This window comes from Bacteroidota bacterium (assembly GCA_016720935.1).
Lineage (GTDB): Bacteria > Bacteroidota > Bacteroidia > AKYH767-A > 2013-40CM-41-45 > JADKJP01.
Genome location: JADKJP010000006.1, coordinates 1,284,778 through 1,299,919, shown reverse-complemented (window position 1 = coordinate 1,299,919; position 15,142 = coordinate 1,284,778). Strand labels below are relative to the sequence as shown.

The 15,142-nt window shown below is 41.0% G+C and carries 9 protein-coding genes; 5 read left to right on the top strand and 4 right to left on the bottom strand.

Annotated elements, in window-relative coordinates:
- Window positions 1–43: 43 nt before the first annotated feature.
- From IPP86_13520 to IPP86_13510, 3 genes are all read right to left on the bottom strand, one after another.
- Window positions 44–1,084, bottom strand: coding sequence for a T9SS type A sorting domain-containing protein (locus IPP86_13520; protein ID MBL0139529.1), 1,041 nt, complete (start codon window positions 1,082–1,084; stop codon window positions 44–46).
- Window positions 1,085–1,182: 98 nt separating this feature from the next.
- On the bottom strand, window positions 1,183–1,845 hold the full coding sequence (locus IPP86_13515; GenBank protein ID MBL0139528.1) for an outer membrane lipoprotein carrier protein LolA: 663 nt from the start codon (window positions 1,843–1,845) through the stop codon (window positions 1,183–1,185).
- Window positions 1,846–2,007: 162 nt separating this feature from the next.
- The gene (locus tag IPP86_13510) at window positions 2,008–4,539 is read right to left on the bottom strand and encodes a DNA translocase FtsK 4TM domain-containing protein (protein MBL0139527.1); all 2,532 of its coding nucleotides are present in this window, start codon (window positions 4,537–4,539) and stop codon (window positions 2,008–2,010) included.
- A gap of 275 nt (window positions 4,540–4,814) precedes the next feature.
- Here IPP86_13510 and IPP86_13505 point away from each other — a divergent pair, with 275 nt between their 5' ends.
- The 3 genes from IPP86_13505 (at window position 4,815) to IPP86_13495 (ending at window position 8,316) form a co-directional block, all read left to right on the top strand.
- Complete coding sequence (locus IPP86_13505; GenBank protein ID MBL0139526.1) at window positions 4,815–5,498, top strand: DUF4412 domain-containing protein; 684 nt, start codon at window positions 4,815–4,817, stop codon at window positions 5,496–5,498.
- Between the two features lie 98 nt (window positions 5,499–5,596).
- A complete protein-coding gene (gene recN, locus IPP86_13500) occupies window positions 5,597–7,264 on the top strand; it encodes a DNA repair protein RecN (protein ID MBL0139525.1) in 1,668 nt (555 codons plus the stop codon).
- 236 nt (window positions 7,265–7,500) lie between these two features.
- Window positions 7,501–8,316, top strand: coding sequence for an SDR family oxidoreductase (locus IPP86_13495; GenBank protein MBL0139524.1), 816 nt, complete (start codon window positions 7,501–7,503; stop codon window positions 8,314–8,316).
- 75 nt (window positions 8,317–8,391) lie between these two features.
- Here IPP86_13495 and IPP86_13490 read toward each other — a convergent pair whose 3' ends face one another.
- A complete protein-coding gene (locus tag IPP86_13490; protein MBL0139523.1) occupies window positions 8,392–10,959 on the bottom strand; it encodes an ATP-dependent Clp protease ATP-binding subunit in 2,568 nt (855 codons plus the stop codon).
- Between the two features lie 364 nt (window positions 10,960–11,323).
- On the opposite strand from IPP86_13490, the gene gyrA reads away from it, so the two are divergent.
- On the top strand, window positions 11,324–13,897 hold the full coding sequence (gene gyrA, locus IPP86_13485; protein MBL0139522.1) for a DNA gyrase subunit A: 2,574 nt from the start codon (window positions 11,324–11,326) through the stop codon (window positions 13,895–13,897).
- Window positions 13,898–13,918: 21 nt separating this feature from the next.
- Complete coding sequence (locus IPP86_13480; GenBank protein MBL0139521.1) at window positions 13,919–15,106, top strand: tetratricopeptide repeat protein; 1,188 nt, start codon at window positions 13,919–13,921, stop codon at window positions 15,104–15,106.
- Window positions 15,107–15,142 lie beyond the last annotated feature (36 nt).

The following is a 15,142-nucleotide window of genomic DNA, read 5'->3' as shown; positions in this document are numbered from 1 at the left end:
TTTTCAAATAATGATCGGAAGGAAAACATGGTTGGTAAATTTATTAGTATTGGGTGACGACAAATGGAATGGTACGGTTACTCATGTTACTTTTAAAATTGAGAATGTAATATCCCCCGGCAAAACACTTCAAATCCAGAGTCAATTCATCATCAGAGTTCCAGGTCTGTTCAAAAACCAGCTGACCATTTGAAGTATAAATACTGATCAGCCCTGGTTCAGAATTTGAACCCCCATTCAATGTGATCTGATCTACAGCAGGATTTGGATAAATCGTCAGTTGATGGTTACTCTCCGTTTTAGGAACCTGCAAAACAGCGGATGCCATCAAATACTCGGAAGACAATGCGTTATTTCCAAGACTGTCTGCTTTAATTCCTAACAAATAAGAAGCCTGACCGCCATGTTCAAACCAGCGAAAATAAGTGAATTGAGTTGCTGAAGAACGAATCAGAATATATACAGGCCCTACCAATGCATACAATGAATCGTATCTGGTTTCAGTAATCCTGACACGAAGAGTATTTTGATAAACGGCATTGGGCAAGGTCAGTGAACCATAACCATCCGCATTAAAATGGGAGGTGATATTGATAATATTTCTTACTGTATAGGTAGTGCCGCTGGTATCTGTATACATTGTATCTACGATATTGCGTGCGACATTGGTACTTGTATTGCCAAAAGTAAATGGAACCGGTACAAAACATTGTCCGGGATTTAGCACAAAATTTCCGCCGGAACTACCAAATCCATCAATGAAAAAACCTGTTGAATTGGCAGTAAAATAAGAGTATGAATTAGTTTCTCTATCGTAGCCAGACAAATTTGAACCACTAAAAGTAGCGGCATACGGTGTTCCTGTAGCCGGCATAAAGCCTGCTGTATCGGTTAATAAATTTACGAGGGAACTATAGTTCCAGTTTTGATTCGCACCACCGGCAGGAATCGCAGCATTATAGGTTGAATCAGTGCCTGTTGTAAAGTAGAATCCTGCGAATGGTAAATCGGTTGATGTAATGGTTGGTTGACTGAATCCATCAAGAGTAGCAAGACAGAGAATCAGAAAGAATAACTTATTCATGATATCCTGGGATTGATATTCCTAAAGGTACATAACTTTCAAGCCATCCTGAATGTCTAATAAAAAAAAAGCACCTGTAAAGGTGCTTTTCAATTTGTTTATCGCAGATCAACAATTTCTGCTCCGGGATACTTACCGGCAGTAAATGTGAATGGTGAATCATCTATAATTACATCCGGAGTAAGCTTTTCAACTGTAATAGTCTGAATGCTTCCGTTTTTGTCAAAAATTTTCGCGGTACTGATGAATTTATCATTCTTGTTGATGGTCAGTTTCACCTTGTAGATATTTTTCTTCTTTGGTTCTACCGGTACTAATTCAACCAATTGATATACCATTCCTTTTTCTTTCTGCTCTCCAATGAATTTGAACAACCAGCCTTTTTCATACATCGTAAAAATATTTGACGGGCTGATTGTATTCTCATCCGTCTTCTGGTTGTCAATTTGAACTTCGTTGGCATCTTTCACATAAGTCCAGCGTGTTTTACCGTCACTGATAACATCCTGGCTTGCTATTTCAAGTTTATACTTATTGCCTTTCAGGTAAATAGTACCTTTTTGTTCCTCTTTGCTTTTGTCTTTTGTGTTTTCAATAGAAATTACAAAAGTGGCCTTTACCGACTTAAATGATTTGTATTTGGTGCTGACTCCTTTCAGGATTTCCTGTGCCTTTTTATCGGTCTGTTCTACCTGGGCTGTTTGAGCCATTGAACTCAAACCGATCAAGAGAAATAAGGCAAAAACTATCTTTTTTTTCATTTTTTGGTGCTTTTTCAGGAAATCTGATACAAATTTAAGGTTTCCGCGTCAGGAAGCAAAAAGCAGACCAAAGCAAATCCGGCTAATTTTCGAATAAGGAAAAATCAGACTCTGTGGTAAGCTCGAAATGAAAGCTAATTGCATCATTTTGAGCAAAGGAAATCAGTTTTCCCTGTGTCTCAGGCCTTGCAAAATGTTTTGAAGATTCATTGGGTCCTTCACTAGCACTTCACGTGCTTTTGAACCTTCAAACGGACCAATAATTTTAGCCGCTTCCAATTGATCGATAATTCTTCCTGCTCTGTTGTATCCAAGTTTTAATCGCCGCTGCAGGAGGGAAGCTGAACCTTGTTGATGCTGAACAATAATTGCCGCCGCTTCTTCAAATAATGGATCTCTGTCATCAGGATTGAATTCCCTGCTTCCTTCGCTGGTTTCATCGACATATTCCGGCAAAAGGTGAGCATCACTATACCCTCGTTGACCACCAATAAATTCAGTAATTCTGTCCACCTCCGGGGTATCAACAAATGCGCATTGCAGACGAATAAGATCCGCGCCAGTAGAGAATAACATATCTCCGCGTCCAATGAGTTGATCAGCGCCACCACTATCCAGGATGGTCCGGGAATCGATTTTAGAGGTTACACGGAATGCAATCCGGGCAGGGAAGTTGGCTTTGATTGTTCCGGTGATGATATTAACGGAAGGTCTTTGTGTCGCGATGATCAGATGTATCCCAATTGCACGGGCAAGTTGAGCAAGACGGGCGATTGGCGTTTCGATCTCTTTTCCTGCAGTCATGATAAGGTCGGCAAACTCATCCACCACCAAAATGATATAAGGAAGATATTTGTGACCATTCACAGGATTTAACTTCCTGGAAATAAATTTCGTGTTGTACTCTTTGATGTTTCGCACCTGGGCGTCTTTCAATAACTCATAACGCTGGTCCATTTCGATACACAAAGAATTGAGTGTATTCACTACCTTTTTGGTATCCGTAATAATTGCTTCCTCTTCACCGGGCAGTTTTGCGAGAAAATGTCTTTCAATAGTTTTAAAAAGTGTCAATTCCACTTTCTTGGGATCCACCAATACAAACTTTACCTGTGAAGGATGTTTCTTATACAGTAATGAAACAAGGATTGCATTCAAGCCAACAGATTTTCCTTGTCCGGTTGCACCGGCCATAAGCAAGTGGGGCATCTTTGCAAGATCTGCAACAAACACCTCATTGGAAATTGTTTTACCTAAACCAATCGGCAATTCAAACTCACTATTGAAAAATTTCTCTGAGCCAAGTACCGACTTCATCGGAACCATTTCCGGCTTTTGATTAGGCACTTCGATACCAATTGTTCCTTTTCCGGGGATTGGGGCAATAATCCGGATCCCTAAAGCAGACAGACTTAAAGCAATGTCATCTTCCAGATTTTTAATCTTTGAAATCCTGACACCGGCTTGTGGAACTATTTCAAACAATGTTACAGTAGGTCCAATTGTTGCTTTAATTTTTTCGATGGAAATATTGTAATGACTGAGTGTTTCTACAATCCGGTTTTTATTTGCTTCCAGTTCCTCCTTGTTCACTTCAATCTTCTTGTCGCCATAATTCTCCAGCAATTCCAGGGTAGGAAACTTATAGGAAGACAAGTCAAGCGTTGGATCATAATCTCCTTGCGCGTGTGGAAGTTCAATATCATCATCAAGAACTGCTGCTTCTTCAGTAACCGCGGCAACTTCCATCGGCACTTCATCTTCCGTAGCGAGGAGGGAAGCTATTTCAAGTGAAAGATCCGGATCTTCTTCCTCTTCTTCCATCACTTCTTCTTCCTGTTCATCCTCAAGGGACAGATCAATAGCATTTTCCTCAGTCGTTTCTTCTTCATCCTCTTCTTCTTCGTCCTCCTCTTCATCAACTCCAAGATCCAGTTCCACGGTTCTTGAAGAATCTTCTGTTTTTAAAATATTCATGACAGGCATGGGGGAGGTGGCAACAGCTTCTTCGACACTTCCTTCTTCAGCAGGCATTTCAGTCTCTGCTTTTTTGCGGAATGAAATATTGTACGCAGCAACAAGGAATCCAGTAAAGGTGAATACAAGCATAGCGCCGGTTCCAATGAAACCGACCATTGAATTCAATGTCTGGCTCATTTGATATCCATAACCACCGGCAAGAATCAACATATCCGGATTGTTATGAAAGATATATCCAAAAAATGTAGAGAGCCAGATGGTTGTGAACAAAGAGTATTTCAGTGATTTGGTAATCGGGAGCAAAGCAACATCCCAAAGGATTTTTACTCCGGCAAGTGTGAGCAGAAAGGGCAGAAAAAATGCACAGATACCAAACCAGTGATTTTGAAATTGCAAAGCAGTTACCGCGCCAAGCTTACCCAACCAGTTTTCCACAGAAATATCTCCACGGGTGAAAAGTTCCCAGATCGAATTAACACCAGCAATTGCCTGATCCTCTTTCCATGTGAACAGGTTGGACACAAAAGCGATCACCATGAAAAAGGCAAGTAACAACAGGGTCATTCCAAAAATCTTATGGGTTCTTTCATCACCCAAAAAATTCCGTATTGCCTGAATTCTCGCTCTAAATCCTGCGTTTTTAGTACTCTTTTTGACTCTTTCCCGTTTCGGACTGGCCTCTTCTGTCGCCTCATTCTTTAGCCTGTTCGCCATGAACTACCTGATTTTATTAAGTTTTTAAAATTAGAAGGTCTTAAAACGCAAGAGCCGTGCGCCTTTCAAAAGATATGAACAAGGTTTTCAAGACGAAGCCCTGATTATTCAACCACTTTTTCCTGAAATTATTGTACTCCGGAGAGCAATTGGGATTAGAATCGTTATTTTTCCATAATGTTAATTTCTCATCCCAAAATTCCGTGAACTGACTTTTTTCATACATGAAAAAGGGATATATTTGCTATATATTGGATCTTCCTAAAAACCAAAACATGAAAAAAATTACTCAATTCGCTTTGCTTGCATTTCTCTTGATCTCGACATCTAACTTTTCGCAGGCTCAGGAAAACGGCAGATTGGTTGGTCAGGGTAAAATCGTATTTGAAATTTCTTACCCGAATTCTCAATTAGATCAACAAACCCTTGCCATGATGCCCACGGAATCTGTGCTCTATTTTAAAGGCAATATGAGCCGTTCAGAAATACAGATGGGTATTGGTTCAACCTCTATTATTTCGGATCATAAATTGGGTGAAACAATTACCCTGATGGATATGCTCGGAAATAAATCTGCAGTCAAGATGACAAAAATGGATGCGGAAGCAGAACGCAGTTCAAATAATAAACCAACAGTTGAGTTAAAATCAGATACCAAAGTAATCGCCGGTTACAATTGCAAAAAAGCTGTCGTTACTACAACCGGCAGGAACGGTGGAGTGACTTTTGATGCATGGTTTACCACTGAACTGATGGCCCGCAATTCATTTCAATCAGAAATTGAAGGGATAGACGGCTTTATGTTGGAATTTCAGACTGAACAGAATGGTATGACGATGAAAATGACCGCGAAAAGTGTAGAAGAACAGCAGGTAGATGACTCCAAATTCATGCTGCCTGAAGGCTATACTGTTATGACTAAAGAACAATTTCAACAAATGTACAAAGGCGGAAAATAAGGCTCTTGTACGAAGACTAAAAAAGGCTTACCAAAACGGTGAGCCTTTTTTCATTATATGCGGTTCTGTACACAAAACTGATTTTGTACCTTCACGCCATGCTGCAACGATTAATCGTCCAGAATTACGCCTTGATAGATTCATTGGAACTGGATCTCAACAAAGGACTGAATATTATTACCGGTGAGACCGGTGCGGGTAAATCCATTCTGCTCGGAGCATTATCTCTCATTCTTGGTCAAAGAGCCGATTCTTCAGCGCTTCTTGATAAGAATAGAAAATGCATAGTGGAAGGTGAATTTAGTTTTCATAAAAACGATACTGCCATTCTCCGTTTCTTTCAAGCTGAGCAACTCGATCTGGATCACGGAATCCTGATCCGTAGAGAAATCAGTCCTGAAGGAAAATCACGAGCTTTTATAAATGACACACCGGTAAACTTGCAGCAATTAAAAGAACTCGGCGGACTGTTGGTAGATATCCATTCGCAGCATGAAACACTATTGCTCAACAAGAGTAATTTTCAGTTGTCAGTGCTGGATGCATTTGTCGGACATAAAGATTTGTTGTTGAATTATGCTAATTCTTATTCAACTTATAAAAGGTTAGAAAAAGAACTGCTAGAATTGCGGGCCGAGGAACAACGATCCAAAGCTGATCAGGATTACTTCGATTTCCAGTATAAGGAACTTGAGGAGGCACATTTGGAATCCTATGATCTTGAAAAACTCGAAGATGAATACAAAACACTAACTCATGCCGGTGAAATTCAGCAGGGACTTGAACACTTGCTCACTCTGCTCACCAGTGGAGAAAGCAATGTGCTCAGTCAAATCACCGGAATGTTTGGTCAGGTTCAGCAACTGTCAAAATACAATAACAGACTTGTCGATCTGGCACAGCGATTTAAGAGTGTTCAGATTGAACTGAAAGATCTGGAAAATGAACTGGAGACAATTGGTTCAGAAATACAATCTGATCCCGGCAGGCTGGAAATTGTGAACGAGCAACTGAATACAATAAATAAACTCCAGCAAAAACACCGGGTAAACAGCATTGCGGATTTGTTGAGATTGAAAGAAGAATTTGGCCAGAAATTAGAGGGAATCCATTCACTCGATGATAAAATTGCAAGTTGTGAATCGGCCATGAATGACATTCGAAAAGCACTTACCGATCTATCCGGCCAAATTACAGCAAACAGGAATAAAACAATTCCGACTGTAGAAGCCAGTATCAAAAAATTATTGTCAGAAGTTGGCATGCCCAATGCTATTCTCAAAATCGAAAATACGGCTTATCCCGAAGGGGAATGGGGACCAAACGGATGTGATCAGATTCGATTTCTTTTTTCCGCAAACAAAGGCATTGCCTATTCCGAAATCAGCAAAGTGGCTTCCGGTGGTGAACTCAGTCGATTGATGCTTTGTCTCAAATCAGCAGTTGCCAGACTCATTGAACTGCCTACAATAGTTTTTGACGAAATTGATACCGGAGTTTCCGGAGAAACTGCTTTTAAAATTGGGAAAGTGATGCAGGAAATGTCTAAAAAACACCAGCTCATCGCGATCACACATCTTCCACAAATTGCCAGCAGGGGAGAGGCTCACTTCTTCGTTTACAAAAATGTTACCGGTAAAAAGACCTTTACTCATGTCCGTCAGTTGACAAATGATGAACGTGTTGTTGAAATAGCACGGATGTTGAGTGGCGACAAACCAACTGCTGTAGCCATGGAAAACGCGAAGGAACTGTTGAAGATTTGATTCCATTTTTATTCTATTCTCGGATAAATCGGCTTCTAAATAGAAATGCTACTAAAGGGATCTTCAATAATCTGCTGATTAAAAATTTCCGGTAATTTATGCAGGGGTTTTATTTTCAGGCAGATATTGACATCCAGCTAAACAATAAGTATTCTGGCTATTAATTGGAAAATTCCTAATTTCAGGCCATTGAATTCCATTCAAAATCTATCTTTGCTTTCTTTCAAAACCAAACTATGTCACATCAACTGTTAAAAGGTAAACGCGGAATCATTTCGGGAGCTCTTGATTCAAACTCCATCGCCTGGAAAGTCGCTCAACGCTGTCATCAGGAAGGTGCACAAATTGTGCTCACCAATGCCCCGATAGCCATGCGGATGGGTGAGATCAAAAAGCTTGCGGAAGAAACGCAATCAGAAATAATTCCTGCCGATGCAACCTCCATTGAAGATCTGACCAATCTGTACACAAAGTCGATGGAAATTACAGGCGGAAAAATTGATTTTGTGTTGCACAGTATTGGAATGTCTGTCAATATTCGTAAAAATATTCCCTACGTAGAAAGTAATTACGAATACTACATGAAGGGAATTGATGTATCAGCTTTGTCTTTACACAAGATGCTAAGTGTAGCGATGAAACTCGATGCTATCAATGATTGGGGTAGTGTTGTGGCGCTCACCTATATCGCTGCTCAAAGAACCTATCCGTTTTATACCGACATGGCGGATATCAAAGCATTGCTCGAATCCATCACACGTAGTTTTGGATATCACTATGGAAAAAAGCGAAATGTGCGCGTGAATACTATTTCACAATCACCAACTAAAACCACTGCCGGTTCCGGCATCAAGGGGTTTGATGATTTTTACAATTTTGCAGACAAACTTTCTCCTTTGGGAAATGCAAGTGCTGATGCTTGCGCGGATTATTGTGTTTCGCTATTCTCAGACCTCACCAAAATGGTAACTATGCAAAATTTGTATCATGATGGTGGCTACTCAACAACAGGTATCAGTTTTGAAGTTATGGAGAAATTCGGAAATTCTTAAACAAGAATTCCAGAATAAGGGAATAAAAAAAAACGCGGGAGAACCCCGCGTTTTTTTTATGCATTTCAGGATAGATTATTCCTGATCCTTTTTCTTTCTACCTGTGCCTGTTTTGGCAGGAGGAGGAACATTTGCCTTAATCACATGAATTTTGAGAGTAGAAGTTTCTTTTTCAAAATTCACTTCAAGAATATCGCCTTCAGTCATTTCCGCTTTGATGATTTCTTCAGCCAGCGGATCTTCAAGGTATTTCTGGATTGCACGTTTCAATGGACGAGCTCCATAATTCACGTCATAACCTCTTTCAGAAATGAAATCCTTTGCTTCATCCGTCAGTTGAAGTTTGTAACCCAGTTCAATCACACGTTTGTAGAGGTGAACCAGTTCAACATCGATGATTTTGTGAATGTCTTCCTTGCTAAGAGAGTTGAACATTACTACGTCGTCAATACGGTTGAGGAATTCCGGAGCAAATGCTTTCTTCAAAGCATTTTCAATTACGCCACGTGAATGCTCATCAGCCTGGGTTGTCTTAGCGGAAGTCTGGAAGCCAACACCTTGTCCGAAATCCTTCAATTGGCGTGAGCCAATGTTGGACGTCATGATCATGATGGTGTTTTTGAAATCTACCTTGCGGCCCAGACTATCTGTTAATGTACCTTCATCCAATACCTGGAGGAGGAGGTTGAAGATATCCGGGTGAGCTTTTTCAATTTCATCCAGCAACACTACAGAGTAGGGTTTGCGACGAACTTTTTCAGTCAATTGTCCGCCTTCTTCATATCCCACATATCCCGGAGGCGCTCCAATCAATCGGGAAACAGCGAATTTCTCCATGTATTCACTCATATCGATGCGGATCAACGCATCTTCTGAATCGAACAAATATTTCGCGATTACTTTTGCAAGTTCAGTCTTACCAACACCGGTAGGGCCAAGGAAGATGAAAGTTCCAATTGGCTTATTCGGATCTTTCAATCCTGCTCGATTACGTTGAATGGCTTTTACAACTTTAGCAATTGCGTCATCTTGTCCGATTACTTTACCACGCAATTCATCAGCCATCTTCACCAGACGGTGGCTTTCGGTTTGTGCTACACGAGTCACCGGAATTCCGGTCATCATAGCTACCACTTCAGCGACATCCTGTTCAGTTACAGTATAACGGTGATTCTTGGTTTCTTCTTCCCATTGCTTCTTTGCAACCTCAAGTTGCTCGAGCAATTGCTTTTCGGTATCCCGTAATTTTGCAGCTTCTTCATATTTCTGGCTACGTACAACGCGATTCTTTTCATTCTTAATATCCGCTACTTTGCCTTCCAGGTCCAGGATGGTCTTTGGAACGTGGATGTTGGTAATATGTACACGGCTGCCGGATTCATCCAAAGCGTCAATCGCTTTATCCGGAAGGAAACGGTCCGTGATGTAACGGGAAGTGAGGGTCACACAAGCCTTGATTGCTTCGGGAGTGAAGTTCACATTGTGGTGTTCTTCATAACGCTCTTTAATATTGTTCAGAATCTCGAGAGATTCATCAATAGAAGCAGGCTCTACAAGTACGCGCTGGAATCGACGATCAAGTGCACCGTCTTTTTCGATATACTGACGATATTCATCAAGTGTAGTGGCACCGATACATTGGATTTCACCACGAGCAAGAGCCGGTTTGAACATATTTGAAGCGTCCAAAGAACCGGAAGCACCGCCGGCACCGATGATGGTATGAATTTCGTCTATGAACAGGATTACATCCGGAGATTTTTCGAGTTCATTCATCACAGCTTTCATTCGTTCCTCGAACTGGCCACGATATTTTGTTCCGGCAACGAGAGAAGCCAGATCAAGAGTCACAATTCGCTTATTGAAAAGAACCCTTGACACTTTACGTTGTACGATACGGAGTGCAAGACCTTCAGCGATGGCAGATTTACCAACTCCTGGTTCACCAATAAGGATAGGATTGTTCTTTTTACGACGTGACAGGATCTGAGAAACTCGCTCAATTTCCTTTTCACGACCAACAATAGGGTCGAGGCGACCTTCTTCTGCCGCTTTGGTAAGATCTCTTCCGAAGTTATCCAATACCGGGGTTTTGGATTTAGAATCCGAAGACTTCTTTCCGCTCATACCGCCGCCACTGCCGCCTTCATCATCCTTCGCGTAAGGATCATCCTCATTCGGATTCTGAGGTGCTTCTGATTTAAAATTTGATTTGATAATGTCCAGTTCTTCTTTCACGATATCGTAGTTAATACCATACTGATTCAGAATCTGAGTGGCAATATTGTCTTCGTCTTTCAGAATCGATAACAACAGATGCTCCGTTCCAATGACATCACTTTTGAACACTTTAGCTTCAAGATAAGTGATTTTCAAGGCTTTTTCAGCTTGTTTGGTCAGTGGGATATTGCTCAGGTTATTGATTGAGGCAGAACTTCCTTTGACAGAATTCTCGACTGATTTTCTCAATTCATTCAGGTTGATACCAAGTGATTTGAGGATTTTTATTGCCATGCCTTCCCCTTCGCGGATGAGTCCAAGCAAAAGGTGTTCGGTGCCGATATAATCATGACCCAGCCGAAGTGCTTCTTCACGGCTGAAGGTTATTACATCCTTGACACGGGGAGAAAATTTAGCTTCCATAAACTTGTTTTCTTTGTATAACGGTTAGGTGTATTTTTGGTTCGCCCAATTTTATGCAAGTTATAAACAAAATTGGCGATTGATTTCTTCAGTTTGCAATTAACGTGCAATTGCTGAGTATCTGCCAAACGGTCAGTTCTACTTTTCAACACTTTTCTGTTTGTTAATATACATCGAAATTACAGGGATTTTAGTACCTTCGTCAACCTGTCAAAAAGCTGAAAACAGATGGATTTCTTACGGTTTTAAACGTTCAGGGAAATCAATTATTTCGGGATTTCGGGAAAAAAAAATCAAAAGAGATTCTGACCCGGAAACAGCGGATTTGGCAGAACATTCTAATTACTTTATTCAATAATCATATATGTTTGAAGGAGAGAAAATTATTCCGATTAATATCGAAGAAGAAATGAAGACCGCCTACATCGATTATTCGATGTCGGTTATTGTTTCCCGTGCTTTACCGGATGTGCGTGATGGTTTGAAACCGGTTCACAGGAGGGTGCTTTACGGGATGCTGGATCTCGGAGTTTTGAGTAACAGACCCTATAAAAAATCTGCCCGTATCGTCGGGGAAGTTTTGGGTAAATATCACCCGCATGGAGATGGATCGGTGTATGACGCGATGGTCCGGATGGCTCAGGATTGGAGTTTACGTTATCCATTGATAGATGGCCAGGGAAACTTTGGATCCATGGATGGTGATTCTCCAGCCGCTATGCGATACACGGAAGCCAGGCTGAAAAAGATCGCTGAAGACATGCTCCTGGATATTGATAAGGAAACTGTTGATTTCACACTGAATTTTGACGACTCCTTGCAGGAGCCTACAGTGCTTCCTTCAAAAATACCGAATCTCCTTGTAAACGGAGCATCCGGTATAGCTGTTGGTATGGCCACCAACATGGCTCCACATAACATCACTGAAGTAATTGAGGGCATAATCGCTTACATCGCGAATCGTGACATCACTATTGATGAATTGATGAAGTATGTAAAAGCTCCTGATTTCCCGACTGCCGGAATTATCTACGGTTATGCCGGAGTGAAAGAAGCTTATCATACCGGACGAGGCCGTATTGTTTTGCGTGCCCGCACCACCATTGAAACAACGCCGAATGGTAAAGAGCGAATCATTGTCACGGAAGTCCCTTACCAGGTCAACAAAGCGGAAATGATTAAACGTACTGCTGATCTGATCAACGAGAAAAAGATCGACGGTATTACAGATATACGTGATGAAAGCGACAGAGAAGGAATTCGTGTCGTTTACGAATTGAGACGAGACGCGATTGCCAATGTTGTACTTAATAATCTTTATAAATATACTTCACTCCAGTCCTCTTTTAGTGTAAATAACGTCGCCCTTGTTCACGGCCGACCAATGACCCTGAATCTGAAAGATCAGATTGTACACTATGTAAATCACCGGCATGAAGTTGTTATACGCAGAACACAGTATGAGCTTCGTGAAGCTGAAAAGCGAGCGCATATTCTAGAAGGATTGCTCATCGCTCTCGATCACCTGGATGAAGTGATTGCACTCATTCGTGCTTCGCAGACTCCAAATATCGCTCAGGAAGGATTGATGACTCAATTCCAGTTGAGTGAAATCCAGGCGAAAGCGATCCTTGAAATGCGTTTGCAACGTCTTACCGGACTGGAAAGAGACAAAATCCGTGATGAATACAATGAGTTGATGAAACTCATCGAATATTACCGTGATGTTCTGGCGAATGAAGATCTCCGTATGGAAATCATTCGAGACGAGATGATCGAAATGAAGGATAAATACGGTGATGAACGCCGTACCGAAATTGTCTTTGCCGGAGATGACATTTCCATGGAAGAACTGATCGCCGATGAAGATGTCGTGATCACTATCTCACACCTTGGTTATGTAAAACGTACTTTGCTGACAGAATATCGAACGCAGGGAAGAGGTGGAAGAGGAGCAAAAGGCAGTTCGACAAGGGAAGAAGATTTTGTCGAACACATTTATGTCGCTTCGACGCACAATTACATGCTTTTCTTCACTGAAAAAGGCCGCTGTTTCTGGTTGAAGGTATATGAAATCCCTGAAGGAAATAAAACTTCAAAAGGAAGAGCAATTCAAAATCTGATCAGTATTCCTCCTGATGATAAAGTGAAAGCTTTTATCAATGTGAAAAATCTGGAAGACGAAGTATACATCAATAACAATTTCATCACGATGTGTACGCTGAACGGTACCATCAAAAAGACATCACTCGAAGCCTATTCCCGCCCTCGTTTATCTGGAATTAATGCTATCAACATCGAGGATGGGGATTCTTTACTCGAAGCAAGACTTACCAATGGCAAACAGGAAATCATGCTGGCGACACGCAAAGGGAAGCTGGTTCGTTTCAATGAAGAAACCGTACGTCCTGTAGGTAGGAATTCAATTGGAGTGAAAGGTGTTACACTTGATGAGAAAGATGATGCAGTGATTGGAATGGTTTGTGTAAATGATCCTGAAAAAGAAACAGTACTTGTTGTTTCTGAAAAAGGATACGGCAAACGTTCGGAAGTTGAAGAATACAGAAAAACCAACCGAGGAGCAAAAGGAGTGAAAACCATTAATGTCACTGATAAAACCGGAGACCTTATTGCAATCAAAGTTGTGGAAGATGACGACGATCTGATGATCATCAATAAATCCGGCATCACCATCCGTATGAAGGTGGTAGAACTTCGGGTTATGGGCAGAGCCACTCAGGGTGTTCGTCTGATCCGCCTTGATGATGATGACGCCATCGCATCAGTTGCAAAAGTCGAAGTGGACGAGGAGGAGAAAAAAGCGGAAATGGGAACCGTGATTACCGAACTTCCTGATGCAGATAATGGAGAGGATACGAATTCTCCTGCAGCTGAAGAATCCACTGAAAACCCGGAAGGAATCGATCCGATTGTTTAACCAATTATACACATCTGAAAAATGAAACGAATCAGTTTGGTACTGATAACAATTTTGATTTCCACAGGTATCGCGCTCTCTCAAAAATCAAAAGTTCGCAGCGCATACAACTTTTATAAGGAGCCTTACAAGCAGTACGACAAGGCCAAGGAGGCGATTGACGAAGCTGTTTTGAATGAACAGTCGAAAGGGATGGCTGAAGCCTGGTATTATCGCGGCCTTATTTACAGTGCCATTCACGGAAGTGAAACTTTTAAAAGTTTATGTAATCAATGTCTTCAAACGGCTGTGGAAAGTTTTCAGAAAGCCAATGAACTGGATCCTAAAAATGAATGGACTGATGAAATCAGCGGATTCCGGATTCCACAGGTGAAACAATTAATTTTTAGTGAAGGTGTGTCGGATTTTAACGGAGGAAATTTCACAAAAGCACTCAGCAATTTTGAGTATGTTCTCAAACTTAGTCCGGGGGATACAACAGTGACATTGAATTCAGCGATCTCCGCGGAAAATGCAGGCAATAAAGAGAAGGCAAAATTATATTATGGTCAGCTGACCGCGATGAAGTTCAATGATGATCATATTTTTCTTGCCCTTTCGAATATTTACCTTGAAGAAAAGGATACCACTAACGCGCTGAAAACCCTTCAGGAAGCACGTAAATTATTCCCGGATACACTTCGATTACTTCTTGCTGAAATTAATATCATGCTTGCTTCCAACAGGCAGCAGGAAGCCATTGGATCCATGGAAAGCGCAATTGTAAAGGATCCTCAAAATCAAAACCTGTACCTCGCTCTTGGCAACGCCTATGATAACATGGCACACCCAAAGGATGAAAAGGGAAATGAAAAAGCCAAAACCGCGGAAACAGAAGAATATTCTAAAAAGGCTGAGGATTATTATAAAAAAGGTTTATTGATCAACCCTAACAGTTTCGAACTGAATTTCAATTTGGGTGCCTATTATTTCAACAAGGCTTCGGAAATGGAAAATAATGCGAATGCATTAAAATCCGTTACTGAATATGATAAGGCAAAAATTGAATTTGATAACAAGTATAAACAGTCAGAACCTTTTCTTGAAAAAGCATTGGAGTTAAATCCAAATGACAATGGAACACTTAGTTCCCTTAAACTCTTGTATTTCCGGACCAAGGAAACCGAAAAGTACAACATGGTCAAAGCCAAACTGGACAATTTAAAATAATAGGGTATACACATCAGGTATGCAATTGAATAAAAC

Bases quoted from the DNA above. Each gene is read 5' to 3' on its own strand.
- IPP86_13520 (MBL0139529.1), bottom strand. From the start codon at position 1,084: ATGAATAAGTTATTCTTTCTGATTCTCTGTCTTGCTACTCTTGATGGA.
- IPP86_13515 (MBL0139528.1), bottom strand. From the start codon at position 1,845: ATGAAAAAAAAGATAGTTTTTGCCTTATTTCTCTTGATCGGTTTGAGT.
- IPP86_13510 (MBL0139527.1), bottom strand. From the start codon at position 4,539: ATGGCGAACAGGCTAAAGAATGAGGCGACAGAAGAGGCCAGTCCGAAA.
- IPP86_13505 (MBL0139526.1), top strand. From the start codon at position 4,815: ATGAAAAAAATTACTCAATTCGCTTTGCTTGCATTTCTCTTGATCTCG.
- recN (MBL0139525.1), top strand. From the start codon at position 5,597: ATGCTGCAACGATTAATCGTCCAGAATTACGCCTTGATAGATTCATTG.
- IPP86_13495 (MBL0139524.1), top strand. From the start codon at position 7,501: ATGTCACATCAACTGTTAAAAGGTAAACGCGGAATCATTTCGGGAGCT.
- IPP86_13490 (MBL0139523.1), bottom strand. From the start codon at position 10,959: ATGGAAGCTAAATTTTCTCCCCGTGTCAAGGATGTAATAACCTTCAGC.
- gyrA (MBL0139522.1), top strand. From the start codon at position 11,324: ATGTTTGAAGGAGAGAAAATTATTCCGATTAATATCGAAGAAGAAATG.
- IPP86_13480 (MBL0139521.1), top strand. From the start codon at position 13,919: ATGAAACGAATCAGTTTGGTACTGATAACAATTTTGATTTCCACAGGT.